Genomic DNA, 14731 nt, shown 5'->3' with positions numbered 1-14731 from the left:
AACGATGTGCATCGCCCGTTTCGTTGCGCACAGATTCTGTCAAATGCGTTGTTTGGAGCGAGTCGATGCATCGCGTCGAAAACACGATTGACCGGCATCGCGCATGATGCAAGGCTCGAATGCCTAATTAACAAAGGCAATACGCGAAGCAGCCTAAAATTCTATCGCGTTGCACAATCGATCGTCGGTCGATGGTGAGAATCCAGTCAGGAGAGCTTGAGTGTTTGATATGTTACGTTGGCGGCAGTCTGCGGCCATCACGAAGTTTACGTTGCCGGGTTTGGCAGTCGCCGTCGCGCTCGCGCTGCCGATGATGTCGTCGCCCGCGGACGCCGCCGGCAAGACCATCACCGCGGTGATGCATTCCGATCTGCGCGTGCTCGATCCGATCATCACCACCGCCTATATCACCCGCGACCACGGCTATATGGTGTATGACACCTTGCTTGGCATGAACTCGAAATACGAGATCAAGCCGCAGATGGCCGACTGGAAGGTCTCCGACGACAAGCTCGTCTATACATTTACCCTGCGCGACGGCCTGCTGTGGCATGACGGCAAGCCGGTGACCGCGGAAGACTGCGTTGCCTCGCTGAAGCGCTGGGGCGCCCGCGACGGCATGGGCCAGAAGCTCATGGACTTCACCAAGAGCATCGAGGCGCCCGATGCCAAGACGATCGTGCTGACGCTGAAGGAGCCCTACGGCCTTGTGCTCGAGTCGATCGGCAAGCCGTCTTCGGCCGTGCCGTTCATGATGCCGAAGCGCCTCGCCGAGACCGCGCCGGACAAGTCGATTCCCGAACAGATCGGCTCCGGTCCGTTCAAATTCGTGCAGTCGGAATTCCAGCCGGGCGTGAAGGCCGTCTACGACAAGTTCAAGGAGTACAAGCCGCGCTCCGAGCCGACCGACTGGCAGGCCGGCGGCAAGGTGGTCAAGGTCGATCGCGTCGAATGGATCACCATGCCCGATGCGCAGACCGCGGTGAATGCGCTGCAGTCCGGCGACATCGACTTCATGGAGAATGGTCCCTACGACCTGCTGCCGATCCTGTCGAAGGATCCGGAGCTGAAGATCGAGGTGCTCAATCCGCTGGGCTTCCAGACCTTCACGCGCATGAACTTCCTCAATCCGCCTTTCGACAATCCGAAGATCCGCCGCGCGGCCTTCCTGGCGATGAACCAGAAGCCGGTGCTGGATGCGCTGGTCGGCGATCCCAAATACTTCAAGGTCTGCGGTGCGGTGTTCGGCTGCGATACGCCGAATGCCACCGATGTCGGCGCCGAAACCCTTATCAAGGGCAATGGCGTCGCCGAGGCCAAGAAGCTGCTTGCCGAAGCTGGATATGACGGCACCCCGGTGGTCATCATGGCGCCGACTGACGTGACCACGCTGAAGACGCAGCCAATCGTCGGTGCTCAGCTGCTGCGCGATGCCGGCTTCAAGGTCGAAGTGCAGGCCACCGACTGGCAGACCATCATCAGCCGTCGTTCCAGCCAGAAGCCTGTGAAGGAAGGCGGCTGGAACATGTTCTTCTCCAACTGGGTCGGTGCGGACATCCTGAACCCGATCGCCAACGTCGCGACCTCCGGCCGCGGCAAGAGCAATGGCGGCTGGTTCGGCTGGAGCGAAGATGCCGAGCTGGAAGTGATGCGCGACAAGTATGCCCGTGCGACCAGCGTTGACGAGCAGAAGAAGCTTGCCGCCGAGATCCAGAAGGAGATCTACGACAAGGTGATCTACATTCCGCTCGGCGAATACAAGGTGCCCAGCATCTGGCGCACTTCGATCACCGGCCTGACCCAGGGCGCGGCCATTCCGATGTTCTGGAACGTCGACAAGAAGGACTGATCACCTCTGCTTCGGCGGTCCGTGTGAAGCAACCGAACGCCGACCTGAGCAATCAGGCCGGCGTTTTTTGTTTTTGGAGCGCACACTCACAGTCCCTCATGGTGAGGAGGCGCCACTTGGCGCCGTCTCGAACCATGAGTTGGTTTGGCTCGGAGCTTGCCGCCATCCTTCGAGACGCGCGCAAGAGCGCGCTCCTCAGGATGAGGGCGGAGTTTGATAAGGGGAGAGCTTGCGGCCGCTTCGTCCATATCCAGCCCCACCCACCACCTTCGTGGTGAGGAGCGCGCCAAAGGCCCGCGTCTCGAATCATGTGCAGAAAAGCTCCAGCGGTCGTCACACGCACGGTTTGCTCCGCCCCTTCCGCGACGCCAGCATCCGCAATGCGGCAAAATCGCCTCGGATCAGGGCTTCCTTCTTGGCGCGGCTCCAGCGCTTGATCTGGCGCTCGCTTTCAATGGCATCAGTGATCCGCTCGAACCACTCGACGAACACCATTTCAACGGGACGGCGTGTGATTGTATAGCTGGGAAAGCTCCCGACATTGTGCTGCGCTAGTCGCAGTTCGGGATCGCCGCGCGTGATGCCGACATAGTAGCTACGGTCGGCGCATCGCAAGATGTAGACACAAGCCCCTTCCAGCATGCGCGTCTCGCCCCGCTTTAAGCCGAGTGAGGATGGCGGCTGGGGCCGTGGAGTCAAGCGCTACAGCGCAGCCCTCATGGTGAGGAGGCGCGCAGCGCCGTCTCGAACCATGAGCTGGCTCGGCTCCGAGCGTGCCGCCATCCTTCGAGACGCGCACAAGAGTGCGCTCCTCAGGATGAGGGACAAGTGCGCGCAGCTTCCGACCCTCTCTCTTCGCTCGCACTCCGCATATTCCGTCGCGCGCTGCGACGTTTCGGTACGCGACGAAATCGCGATTGACGCGCCTCCTGCTTGATGCAAGTCTTTGAAGTCTAAATCATAAAGACAAATGCGAAACGCTCAAAAATGGATCGCATTGCATAAGCAATCATCGGCCTATGACCAGATTCAAGTCAGGAGAGATCGAATGTCTATGATGTCACGTTGGCGGCACTCCACTTCCTTCACAAAAGTCACGCTGCCTGGCCTGGCACTCGCTGCTGCGCTCGCGCTGCCGATGATGTCGTCGCCCGCGGATGCGGCCGGCAAGACGATTACCGCGGTGATGCATTCGGATCTCCGCGTGATCGATCCGATCATTACCACGGCCTACATCACCCGCGATCACGGCTACATGGTGTACGACACGCTGCTCGGCATGAACTCGAAATACGAGATCAAGCCGCAGATGGCCGACTGGAAGGTCTCCGACGACAAGCTGGTCTATACGTTCACGCTCCGCGACGGCCTGTTGTGGCACGACGGCAAACCGGTGACGGCAGAAGATTGCGTCGCCTCGCTGAAGCGCTGGGGTGCCCGCGACGGCATGGGCCAGAAGCTCATGGACTTCACCAAGAGCATCGAGGCACCCGATGCCAAGACCATCGTGCTGACGCTGAAGGAGCCCTACGGCCTCGTTCTGGAATCGATCGGCAAGCCGTCCTCGGCCGTGCCGTTCATGATGCCGAAGCGTCTTGCTGAAACGCCGACCGACAAGTCGATCCCTGAGCAGATCGGTTCGGGTCCGTTCAAATTCGTGCAGGCTGAATTCCAGCCGGGCGTGAAGGTCGTTTACGAGAAGTTCAAGGAGTACAAGCCGCGCTCCGAGCCGATCGATTGGCAGGCCGGTGGCAAGGTGGTGAAGGTCGATCGCGTCGAATGGATCACCATGCCCGACGCACAGACCGCAGTGAATGCGCTGCAATCCGGCGACATCGATTTCATGGAGAACGGTCCGTTCGACTTGTTACCGATCCTGTCGAAGGACAAGGATCTGCAGGTCGAGGTACTCAACACACTCGGCTTCCAGACGCTGGGTCGCATGAACTTCCTCAATCCGCCCTTCGATAATCCGAAAGTCCGGCGCGCGGCATTTTTGGCGCTGAGCCAGAAGCCTGTGCTTGATGCGTTGGTCGGCGATCCCAAATACTACACGGTGTGCGGCGCGGTGTTCGGCTGCAACACGCCAAATGCCACCGATGCCGGCGCTGAAACGCTGATCAAGGGCAACGGCATGGAGGCCGCAAAGAAGGCGCTCGCGGAATCCGGTTACGACGGCACGCCCGTCGTCATCATGGCGCCGACCGACGTCACCACGCTGAAGGCGCAGCCGATCGTCGCCGCACAGCAGTTGCGTGATGCCGGCTTCAAGGTCGAGGTGCAGGCCACCGACTGGCAGACCGTCGTCACCCGCCGCGCCAGCCAGAAGCCTGTGAAGGAAGGCGGCTGGAACATGTTCTTCACCAACTGGGTCGTCGCCGACATCCTGAATCCGATCGCCAACGTCTCGACCTCGGGTCGCGGCAAGAGCAATGGCGGCTGGTTCGGCTGGACCGAAGACGCCAAGCTGGAAGAGCTGCGCGACAAATATGCGCGTGCGACCTCGCCGGACGAGCAGAAGAAGCTCGCCGCCGAAGTGCAGAAGGAAGTCTATGACAAGGTGATCTACATCCCGCTCGGCGAATACAAGGTGCCAAGCGTGTGGCGGAAATCGCTGACCGGCGTCACCTCGGGCGCGGCTATCCCGATGTTCTGGAACATCGACAAGAAGGACTGATCGCGGCAGGCGACTGATCGCCTCATTGCCGTCACATCCTGACGAACCGGCGCGCCGGCCTGAACCTTCAGGCCGGCGCTTTTTGTTGCGGCAAGGCTGCGGCCGCTGCGACGGGCTTGCAGCGTCCTTGCGTAAAACGTCTCCAGCCACCTTTGTTCAGCGCTGTTTTGCACCGATCCGACGTCGATTTCGGGAATATTGCGAGATTTCCGTGGCAGGGGAGCCGGGAACCAGCCGGCGTTAAGACACTTTTAGAAGATGCGCACAATGCGCAAAACAGGGTTGTCATTTGCGTGTCATGCGCATAAACCGCCGCCCGCGCTGGGGCCGTTAGGGCAAAATGCGCAAAATAGGCAGAGGAATACGAAAATGCAGATTCCAATTAAACGGGCGATTGAAAAAGTCCCGGGCGGTATGATGGTGGTCCCGCTTCTGGCCGGCGCGCTTATCGCGACCTTCTTCCCCGGCACCCCGAAATATTTCGGCTCCTTCACCGGCGCGCTGTTCTCGGGCGCCCTGACCATTCTCGCCGTGTTCTATGTCTGCATGGGCGCCAGCATCGACATCAAGGCGACCCCCTACATCGTCAAAAAGGGCGGCACGCTGCTGATCGTAAAGGTCGCCACCGCCATGGTGCTCGGCCTGATCTTCGGCCGCGTCCTCGGCTTCGCTGAAGCCCCTGTGACCGCCGGCATGTTCGCCGGTCTCTCGACCCTCGCCATCGTCGCCTCGATGAACGACACCAATGGCGGCCTCTACATGGCGCTGATGGGCCAGTATGGCCGTCCGCGTGACGTCGGTGCCTACACCATCATGTCGCTGGAAAGCGGCCCGTTCCTCACCATGATCACGCTCGGTGTCGCCGGTCTGTCGGCATTCCCGGTGCAGACGCTGGTCGGCGCGATCCTGCCGCTGGCCGTCGGCATGCTCATCGGCAATCTCGATCGCGAGATGCGCGAATTCCTCAGCAAGGCGATCCCGGTGATGATTCCGTTCTTCGCCTTCGCGCTCGGTGCAGGTCTCGATCTCAGCAAGGTCTGGCAGGCTGGTCTGCTCGGCCTCGGCATGGGCGTCGCCGTCGTCGTGTTCACCGGCATTCCGCTGTTCTTCGCTGACCGCCTGATCGGCGGCAATGGCGTCGCCGGTGTCGCAGCGGCTTCGACCGCAGGGAACGCGGCTGCCGTGCCCGCCATCGTCGCTGCCGCCAACCCGGCCTATGCGGAAGCCGCCGCACCTGCGACCATCCTGGTTGCAGCCTGCGTCGTCGTCACCGCCATCCTGGTGCCGATCGCCACCGCCTGGACTGCAAAGATCGTCGGCCGAGAAGTCGAGCCGGCAGAAGAAGCAGCCGCCACGCCTGCAGAAGTGCCGGCATCCTCGGCTCCAGCAGCTGGACACTAAACATGACTGATCGCTGGCTGATCCTCGCGGACGATCTCACCGGTGCTGCAGACTGCGCCATCGCTTTTGGGCGAAGGGGACAGGCAGCCGCGGTGACATGGGGCGAAATATCCGATGCGTCGGATCACCAGCTTCCGGTCATGGCCTATGATGCGGCGAGCCGCGGCATGAGTGCCGCGGACGCAGCAAAGCGGCATGCGGATATCCTGGCTCGTTTGTGCGAGCCCGGCCGCACGCTGTTCAAGAAAATCGACTCGACGCTGCGGGGCCAACCCGCAGCTGAGACGAAGGCTGCGCTCGATTATCTCAAAACCAATGTCGGCGCCGGCTTTGGTGTGTTCGCTCCGGCGTTTCCGGCCACCGGCCGTACCACGATCGATGGCCGTATCCTTGTGAAGGGCGCGCCGCTTGAAGACGCCGAAGTCTGGCAGCGCGACCACACCTATCCCAATGCCGATCTCGTCGATGTGCTGGCCACCGCCGGCATCCGCGGCGAGAAGGTGACGCTCGCCACCATCCGTGGCGGCAATCTCAAATCCGTCTTTGCCAAGCTCGCAGCCGAAGGCGATGTCGTCGCGTCCTGTGACGCCGAGACCGATCACGATCTGCATTTGATTGCCGAAGCGAGCCTGCATGCGTCGAAGGCGACCTTCTTCATCGGCAGCGCCGGTCTCGCCCATGCGCTGGCTGGCCTCGATGCCGGCAATGCAGTCGAGCCTTTGAAGATTCCCGTGAGTGAGCAGGGCACCTTGATCGTGGTGGGCTCGGTCGCCGGCGCCTCGCGCTCGGCTGCGCGAAAGCTCGAAGCAACCGGCACCGTGAAACATTTCCCGGTGGCGCCTGAGACTCTGCTCGATGCCAATGCACCAGAGCGCGTAACGCTCGCAGCGAGCGTCTCGAAGCATCTTGGCTCCGGCGGCGACGCGCTGGTGGAGATCATGATGGAAGGCGAACTCAATATGGCGCTCGGCCCCAAGCTCGCTGAAGGCCTCGCCGTGACGCTGGAAAGCGTCGCGCCATCCATCGGTGCCTTCGCGGCCACTGGCGGCGAGACCGCTGCAGCGCTGCTGTCGCGCTTCGGCGTCAACGGCATCCGCCTTGCCGATGAAATCGAGCCGGGCGTGTCGCTCGGCCTTACGCTTGGCCAACTCTCCGTGCCCATCGCCACCAAGGCCGGTGCCTTTGGTGACGAGATGAGCCTTATCCGTATCAGCGAACGTCTTCGCGCCGTCCGAACCAAAGGAAGCTTCTCATGACCCGTCCGACCATTGCGATCACCATGGGCGATCCGGCCGGCATTGGCCCCGAAGTGATCATGAAGGCGCTCGCCCAGCCGGAAGCGCAGGCGCTGTGCAACATGTTGGTGATCGGCGATGCTGGCCGCCTGCGTCAGGCCGGCAAGATCGTCGGCTCGTCGCTCGAAGTCGATGCGCTCGCGGATGCAAAAGATGCGAATTTCGCGTCGAAGAATGTGCAGTGCGTCGATCTGAAGAACGTGCCGGCCGATTTGCCGTTCGGACAGAACTCGCCGGTGGCTGGTGAAGCCGCCTATCGTTATATCGAAAAGGCCGTGCAGGTGGTGCAGGCCGGGCTCGCCCAGGGCATCTGCACCGCGCCGCTCTCGAAGGAAGCGCTGCATGCGGCCGGGCACAAATATCCGGGCCATACCGAGCTGCTCGCGCATCTCACCGGCACGCCGGAAGTGTCGATGATGCTGGTCTCGCCGAAGCTGCGCGTCATTCACGTGACCACGCATATCGGCCTGATCGACGCCATCAAGAAGATCGAGCCGGGCCTGGTCGAGCGCGTCATCACGCGCGGCCATGAGGTGCTGGTAAAGGCCGGCATCAAGAATCCGAAGATCGGCGTCTGCGCCATCAATCCGCATGCCGGCGAGAACGGCCTGTTCGGATATGGCGAGGAAGCCGAGAAGATCACGCCTGCCGTCGAGAAGTGCCAGGCCAAGGGCTGGGACGTGCGTGGCCCGCTGCCGGCCGATACGCTGTTCTTCCTCGCTGGTCGCGGCGACTACGACATGGTGGTCGCCATGTATCACGATCAGGGCCATGGTCCGATCAAGGTGCTCGGCCTCGAATCCGGCGTCAACATCACCGTTGGCCTGCCTGTGATCCGCACTTCGGTGGACCACGGCACTGCCTTTGACATCGCCGGCAAGGGCATTGCCGACGAGCGCAGCCTGATCGAGGCGCTGCGCCAGGCGGTCGATCTCGCGCCGAAGGCGGCTTAAGTCGGCTTGACGTCCCCGGCTCCTGACGCGATGACGTAACGAAGCGTCAGGGAAGGGGCCGGGAAACAATGTCGATGCGCAGCAAGGAACGGCGGGCGCGCCTGTTGGATGCGCTCAATGCCGGCGAGATCGATGTCGACGATCTCGCGCGTCGTTTCGACGTGTCCGCCTCGACCGTCCGCCGCGACCTGCAGTTTCTTTCCAAGAACAATCATGTGCGCCGCACCTATGGCGGCGCCATTCTCACCGGCCATGTGGCCGAGGCGACGCTCGACCAGCGTATCGCCGTGCAGGGCAAAGCCAAGCAGGCGATCGCCCAGGCAGCCGCCGATCTCATCACGGATGGCGAGACGCTGATCCTCGATGCCGGCTCCACGGTGGCAGCCTTTGGTCGGATGCTGCTGCAACGCAAGCTGCGCATCATCACCAATAATCTCGCGCTGTTGCCTTTCCTCGCCAAGGCGCCGGGGATCGAGCTGATCGTGCTCGGCGGCACCATTCGCGCCACCAGCATGAGCACCATGGGGCCGCTGGCGGCCGAAGCACTTCGCCGCATGACGGCTGACCGCGCTATCATGAGCGCCGATGGCGTGGTCGATGGCCGCGGGCTTTGCGAAGCTGATCTCGAACAGGTCGCTCTGAAGTCGCTGATGATGCAGCAGGCCAAAGATGTGATCGTGCTGGCCGACGCAGCCAAGCTCGGACGCGCCGAACAGGATGCCTGGGCACCGTTGCCGCCGCACTGGACGCTCGTGACAGATGGCGATGCGGCCAACAGTCAGCGCGTGATGTTCGCGGCTAGCGGGGCGCGGGTCGTGATCGCCGGGTGACACGCCCTACATTCTTCGTCCAATTCACATATGTGAATGGCTCGCTGACTTATGGTTGCGGCAATCGCGCTTGGTCATCTCAATTCGCGCGTCTTTGATCCGAAAACACGCCGCAGCGTCTTGCGTCACCGCGCATCGCAACGCAATCTCCCCGCAAATACAAAATCAACAGGGAGAAAACTGATATGAAGCGTCGTACGTTTTTGGCTGGCGTGGGTGCCACCGGTCTCGGTCTCATCGCATCACCGGCCATCGTCCGCGCAGCGAACGACAGCCCGCTCAAATTCGGCGTACTCACCGACATGACCGGTTTGTTCGCCGACAATGGTGGTGCAGGCTCGGTGGCGGCCGCACAACTCGCCATCGAGGAATGCGGCGGCAAGGCGCTCGGCAAGCCGATCCAGATCATCCAGGCCGACCATCTCAACAAGCCCGATGTCGGCGGCAATATCGCGCGCCAGTGGTACGATCAAGAAGGCGTCGATGTCATTCTCGACGTGCCGGTGTCGTCGGTCTGCATCGCCGTGCAGACCTTCGCCAAAGAGCGCAACAAGATGTTCATTACATCTGCCGGCGGTTCGGCAGATCTGAGCGGAAAATTCTGTTCGCCGAATTTCATCCAGTGGACCTACAACACCTATGCGCTCGCCAATGTCGCCGCCAAGGCGATGATCCAGCGCGGCGACAACACCTTCTTCTTCATCGTCGCGGACTATGCGTTCGGCCATGCGCTGGAGCGCGATGTCACCGAGGTGGCGGTGAAGGGCGGCGGCAAGGCACTCGGCCGCGCACCGCATCCGATCAACACGGCGGATTTCTCGTCGCAACTGCTGACGGCGAAATCATCGGGCGCCAAGGTGATCGCCGTGGCCAATGCCGGCAGCGACACGCAGAACGTCATCAAGCAGGCGGAGGAATTCGGCCTGATGGGCGGCGATCAGAAGATGATCGCGCTGCTGCTCGATGTGAACGACATCCGCAGCGTCGGCCTCAAGAGCGCGCAGGGGCTGCTCGTCACCTCCGGCTTCTACTGGAACATGGATGATCGCACCCGCGAATTCTCCAAGCGCTACGCCGCCAAGATGGGCAAGCCGCCGAGCATGATGCAGGCCGGTGTCTATTCATCGACGCTGAACTACATCAAGTCGGTGGAAGCGGCGAACACAAAGGATCCGGCAGCTGTGGTGAAGGATCTGCAGGGCCGTACTTTCGACGACGCCTTCCTGCGCAACGGCAAGCTGCGTCCGGACAATCTGATGGTCCATGACATGTATCTGGCCGAAGTGAGGAAGCAGAGCGAGGTCAAGGACCCCTATGACGTGCTCAAGATCCTCTCCACGGTGAAAGCCGATGAAGCCTTCGCGCCGCTCTCGGCCAGCGCATGCCCGATGGTGACGGCGAAGAAGTAGCAAGACGACCGGTCGCTGAACCTGCAGACGCGACGATCATCGCGCCTGCAGGTGATCTCATGTCACATGCGCAGATGCAGACATTCTTCGGATGGCGCCGGAACCGGTGAGGCTACCGGCGGCTCCGATGGTCGTTCCGGCTGATGTGAGATCGATGGTGCCCCTGCCGGACTCGCATTCGACGGCTAAAATACTGGGAATACTCACATTTAATCTGTCGAAGAGTGCGGAAAACCACATTTGGACCAACACTCGACGGTAGCGGGGCAGCAGCTAGAATTACGGCTCCAATTGATTCATGCAAGTCGAGCCCTAATGAAAGCCCAGCCAGCCCAGGCAAAGTCACGCCATTTGCTGAAGTACATCAACAAACAGGCGCCCAAGACCTTCGTCGCAGTACACGATGCGTTGAACATTATTGGTGAGGGGATGCATGGGCGATCTTGGGGGCAGGGCGAGCCTGGAGGCTGTTGCCATATCGTGTAATGGGAGAGCGGACATTAGCGCGGGACGTGTATTCGCCGCTTTCGAAAAATCTTACTGCAAAGAAGGTCGCTTATCGAGGGCGGCACTATCTTACGGTCGGAAGGACGTTCGCTGCATCTTGTCGTGTGTTGTTCGATGCAATCAATTCGGGAAAAGCAACGGCCTTTGGCTGGGATGGTAAGGGCCCTCCACGACCGTTCGATATCAAGTCGCTGCCTTATTGGCTCGACGATCTGCGGTTAGTTCTGTTCGCTGGAGTTGTTCGTGACCCCGAGACCTGGCCGAAGCGCTCCATGCTGTACGTGGTACTTAAGCAGGCCCAAATTGCCCGCCTTTTGCGGGCTAAGAAGTCAAAGAAGAAACGAACAGAACTGTGCGAGTTTGAAATCGACGGCCTCGTCACACTGATAGAGGAATTCGCCGAAGAACATGGGACCCTGATTCCCTTTGAACCGCTTTGGGATTTGCTCCGCCCCCATCTTAGTCGGCATATGGGCCGTGACCTGTTCAATACGTCAATCTACATGAAACTGCGCTGTGCATTGCCTACGGGAGGCGGGGGACGGAGAAAGAAATCCGTTGTGGTTGGCTTCCATAATTCTCGCGAAGAACTTCGTGAATTGGTTGGGAAATTTATCAATACCCCTTTCCTGGCAGAATAATCCGCAGAAAAAATCTGGGAAATTCTCAGAATTCGCGGAATTAGAAACAGCTAATACTCTCTGCAGAATTGGTTCATCGTTCAGGTATGGATGATGAATCTCAAATTCCGAAAATACTTGATGACGGGCTGCCAGCTACTGGCACCGTGCGTATCGAGCGGCTGTACGCTGTTGGTGGCCCTGTCCATGGCGTGTCACGATCGACAGTATGGAAATGGATCGCCGAAGGAAGGCTCGCGACCCTCAAGTTGTCTGAGCGCGTGACTGTAGTACAGGTCGCGAGCGTTCGCGCCTTCCTGAAGGCGGCGAGCGATCGAGCGCGACACGCCAACGTGCGTGCTCTGTACGACGGCAACTCATCGCCAGCCAGCAATATGAGCAGCGGCACGAAGTTAGATTCGGACTGACAGGTGGGCGGTCAGCGGAGATCCTCCGTAATACCATCAGTAAAATAATTGTCAGGACACAGCGATGACAAGTGAGTCCATCAAAAGCTCGGCTGGTCGCGGCAATCCGGAGCCGCACGCGGCGCAGATTGGCGAAAAGCTCGGGAAAAATTCCGGATTCCCGATTATCGAGCCGGAAGATTTCGCCGATGCAATTGAACTGCAGACGCGGATAATTGCTAATGCCGATATCGCTCGCGTTGGCCCCTCCAAATGTTGGGGAGGTTGAACAATGCAATGAGTGCACTCGACCAAGCTGAGACCGTTGCTAGACGCAATCTAATCGCGTCAGCTTATGAAGTGGCGAATACGCTTCGGCAGGATACTGAGGCGCTGCTTAAGTTTCGAGACGATCAGTTTTGGGAAGGGTACCCACGGCCAAAGGCGAATGGCGATAACGTTCTGCGGTTTGCACTAATCGCGATACGTGGAAACTCCAAAGCTCAGCGTGCATGGGCAAGCGAGTGGGCGAAGCGCTTGGAGCCCGCATTTGAGAAGCGGATTCCGGCCGAACAAATACCGGCTTTTCTTGAAGCCTCTGCGCAGATTAACACGTCGAAACGCAAAACTAGGGCGGCGCTGAAGGTCGTCGAAATGGCCCAGACGGTTGTTCGCATCGGCGGTGAGGCAGGTCATCGGAGTTTTGAGGAGACTCTTGAGATCGGCGAGCGCCGGAATTTCGAAGTTATAGCCGACCAGCGAACGCGCATTTTCATATCGGTGACCGCGCCCGTCCGCCCTCATCGCCGACGCCGCCGATGTGTTGATGACGGTTACAATTTAGACGCAGAGAAAGTTATCCAGCGCGTACCCGGCCGTGCTCCTCCCGGCTAATCGGCAGGTAAAGGACCTTTGGTGGGGCGGTTACCTGTAACCCCACTTCCCCCACCGACACCTCACCAATAGGCCTATCCAGCTTATCGATTAAGCCCGCTAGGCCCTGTTGACCACACCCCCGTACACAATCCTCAATCGATAGGTGCCTCATGCATCCACGAAACGATGTCGCATGGCCCGTTTTCTGGGCCAAGCATAATGAGCAATTCCAGAAGCTGAAGAAGCATATCCGATCAGGGTACTGCCGAAAAACCCGGAAGGAGAAGAAGGCGTTGCTGAGGGAGCTGCGGAAGCGCGATGCGCCTTTTCTGGCCGCCAATAACCTTCAAGCGCGGGTTAATTTTGCAAAAATTTGGCTGCGCGAAGGGTTCAAGTATGGCCACCGTCGGCAATGCTACCTCGTCACGCTGACACCTAGCGACTTCGCCATGTCCTTCGATCACGCGATGGAGTTCGACGTTCGCCACATCCACCGTTGGGCAAAGAGGGTTCTGACTGGCTTCGATTACATCGCCAACGTGGAGATCGCTCCGTACACGAATTGGCAATATCTGCTGCTTCGCGGTCACGCTTATCATTATCACGTCCACGCGATCGTGTTTTCGCCTGATATTGTCGCGCTGGAGCAGCGGTTTGCGGAGGCCAATCGCGCCTATTCGAGCTTGCTTCCAAGCCGCCCAGCCTTTCACAAAGAGCTAATCGCAGCGAGCGACCTGAAGTGGGTCCTACTGTATCCGTTGAAGGGCATTGTCAAAAACTATCGTGCTTATCCCGTCATGCGCGAGCGTGTCGACGAGGATGGCATGGTGCAGAAAGAGCCTACCGGGGCGTTCCGTCAGCGAGATAAACCTGCCAATCCCGGCCTGGCGATCAAGGTTCGGGCGCTCATGCAGAATGCACACCTCGACAAGTGGGTATTCGCTGGCGGTGCAGGAAAACCCATCCTGAAAGCAATCAAAGAGGAAGCGTTGCGCCGGTTGCCCCATCGTTTGCGCTCCAAGCGTCAGTCAGCATTCCGCGATCACTTCACGCCTGAAGAAGACTCTTAACACGTTGGATCCGCTCAGGTGGTGAACCGCAAGAATGGTTGACTGACAGATCGCATCCCCGGGCATGTACACGCAAGTAAAGGATATCGACCGAACTAATTTGGTCGCGCAACCACGCAAGGAGAGAAAACATGATCGACGTGATGACCTTCAATGAAGAACTTCTCGACCAATTAGGTAAGGGCAACTCAATGAAGGCGCTATTTTTATTCAGCAGCAAGGTGTTGTGCCTCATGGCACGGCATAGCCTTGTGGAGAAAGTTGATGCCGCTGATCGCCGCAAATTGGAGCAGATGCAGCAGGAAGTCACCGAATTCTTGACCATCGCGAAATCTCTACCGAAGGCGCCACTCAAGCGTCACTACATCGAGAGACAGCGTCGATTATTTTTCTGCGCAAGCCAACTCGCAAACTTCTTGCAGACGACGTCGTCTGGCGGTCGATGGACGATCGATGCTGTCGATTTTGAGTTAGGGGAGGAGGCTGTACCGCAAGATATCAAGGACCTAATGGTGCATTGCGAATTCTTCGAATCATAAGCTCATTCCTGATCTTTCTAAATTGAGCTAAATCAGTTCGAGCAAAATGGCTGGGCGGGCATGATTGCCCGCCTATTTTGTCAGAGAACATGGAGGGCTCGAAGCGCCAATCCACATTCAGCGGTCATTTCGCGCGTACGGAAAATATCTAACGCGAAAAAGAAATGGCTCGAAATCCAGCCCTGTGAAGCTCCATCGCATTGACCTATCGGATCGGCAGGTGCTCGCTGTGGTGTCGCCGATCACAGGGCGTGCGCTAAGCTCATTCGGGTCGATGCGATAGGTAAAAGCTTCGTGG

The 14731-nt window shown here is 59.4% G+C and carries 14 protein-coding genes; 13 read left to right on the top strand and 1 reads right to left on the bottom strand.

All coding sequences use genetic code 11. The features are described from left to right. The first annotated feature begins 310 nt into the window (after positions 1-310). Positions 311-1849: an ABC transporter substrate-binding protein gene (locus RPMA_RS19420; protein ID WP_408056557.1), complete on the top strand. Its 1539-nt coding sequence runs from the start codon at positions 311-313 to the stop codon at positions 1847-1849. A gap of 333 nt (positions 1850-2182) precedes the next feature. Here the strand turns inward: RPMA_RS19420 and RPMA_RS19415 are convergent, their stop codons facing one another. Beyond that, on the bottom strand, positions 2183-2491 hold the full coding sequence (locus RPMA_RS19415) for a GIY-YIG nuclease family protein (RefSeq protein ID WP_211909311.1): 309 nt from the start codon (positions 2489-2491) through the stop codon (positions 2183-2185). A gap of 406 nt (positions 2492-2897) precedes the next feature. Between RPMA_RS19415 and RPMA_RS19410 the strand changes: the two genes are divergently transcribed. The 12 genes from RPMA_RS19410 to RPMA_RS19355 all read left to right on the top strand — a co-directional run bounded on the left by RPMA_RS19410 (position 2898) and on the right by RPMA_RS19355 (position 14433). Beyond that, positions 2898-4526 (top strand): ABC transporter substrate-binding protein, encoded by a 1629-nt coding sequence (locus RPMA_RS19410; protein WP_211909310.1) that lies wholly within the window; start codon positions 2898-2900, stop codon positions 4524-4526. Positions 4527-4895: 369 nt separating this feature from the next. Next, entirely contained in the window at positions 4896-5927 is a 1032-nt protein-coding gene (locus tag RPMA_RS19405; RefSeq protein WP_211909309.1) for a 2-keto-3-deoxygluconate permease, read from the top strand. A gap of 2 nt (positions 5928-5929) precedes the next feature. Then, a complete protein-coding gene (locus tag RPMA_RS19400) occupies positions 5930-7183 on the top strand; it encodes a four-carbon acid sugar kinase family protein (RefSeq protein WP_211909308.1) in 1254 nt (417 codons plus the stop codon). Next, a complete protein-coding gene (gene pdxA / locus RPMA_RS19395) occupies positions 7180-8175 on the top strand; it encodes a 4-hydroxythreonine-4-phosphate dehydrogenase PdxA (RefSeq protein ID WP_211909307.1) in 996 nt (331 codons plus the stop codon). Before RPMA_RS19400 ends, pdxA begins: the two co-directional genes overlap by 4 nt. A 74-nt stretch (positions 8176-8249) precedes the next feature. Next, on the top strand, positions 8250-9005 hold the full coding sequence (locus RPMA_RS19390) for a DeoR/GlpR family DNA-binding transcription regulator (RefSeq protein WP_249225303.1): 756 nt from the start codon (positions 8250-8252) through the stop codon (positions 9003-9005). Positions 9006-9190: 185 nt separating this feature from the next. After that, a complete protein-coding gene (locus tag RPMA_RS19385) occupies positions 9191-10414 on the top strand; it encodes an ABC transporter substrate-binding protein (protein WP_211909305.1) in 1224 nt (407 codons plus the stop codon). A 611-nt stretch (positions 10415-11025) separates the two neighbouring features. Next, on the top strand, positions 11026-11562 hold the full coding sequence (locus tag RPMA_RS19380; RefSeq protein WP_211909304.1) for a hypothetical protein: 537 nt from the start codon (positions 11026-11028) through the stop codon (positions 11560-11562). An 86-nt stretch (positions 11563-11648) separates the two neighbouring features. After that, positions 11649-11969, top strand: coding sequence for a helix-turn-helix transcriptional regulator (locus RPMA_RS19375; protein WP_211909303.1), 321 nt, complete (start codon positions 11649-11651; stop codon positions 11967-11969). Positions 11970-12033: 64 nt separating this feature from the next. Beyond that, complete coding sequence (locus RPMA_RS19370) at positions 12034-12237, top strand: hypothetical protein (protein ID WP_211909302.1); 204 nt, start codon at positions 12034-12036, stop codon at positions 12235-12237. 8 nt (positions 12238-12245) lie between these two features. Continuing rightward, positions 12246-12842 (top strand): hypothetical protein, encoded by a 597-nt coding sequence (locus RPMA_RS19365; protein ID WP_211909301.1) that lies wholly within the window; start codon positions 12246-12248, stop codon positions 12840-12842. Positions 12843-12994: 152 nt separating this feature from the next. Next, positions 12995-13894, top strand: coding sequence for a hypothetical protein (locus RPMA_RS19360; protein ID WP_211909300.1), 900 nt, complete (start codon positions 12995-12997; stop codon positions 13892-13894). Positions 13895-14025: 131 nt separating this feature from the next. After that, entirely contained in the window at positions 14026-14433 is a 408-nt protein-coding gene (locus RPMA_RS19355) for a hypothetical protein (protein WP_211909299.1), read from the top strand. The last annotated feature ends 298 nt before the right edge of the window (positions 14434-14731 follow it).

It is taken from the genome of Tardiphaga alba (assembly GCF_018279705.1).
GTDB classification, from domain to species: Bacteria; Pseudomonadota; Alphaproteobacteria; order Rhizobiales; family Xanthobacteraceae; genus Tardiphaga; species Tardiphaga alba.
Note: the sequence above shows the minus strand (reverse complement) of the source record. Positions and strands in the feature narration are given on the sequence as shown.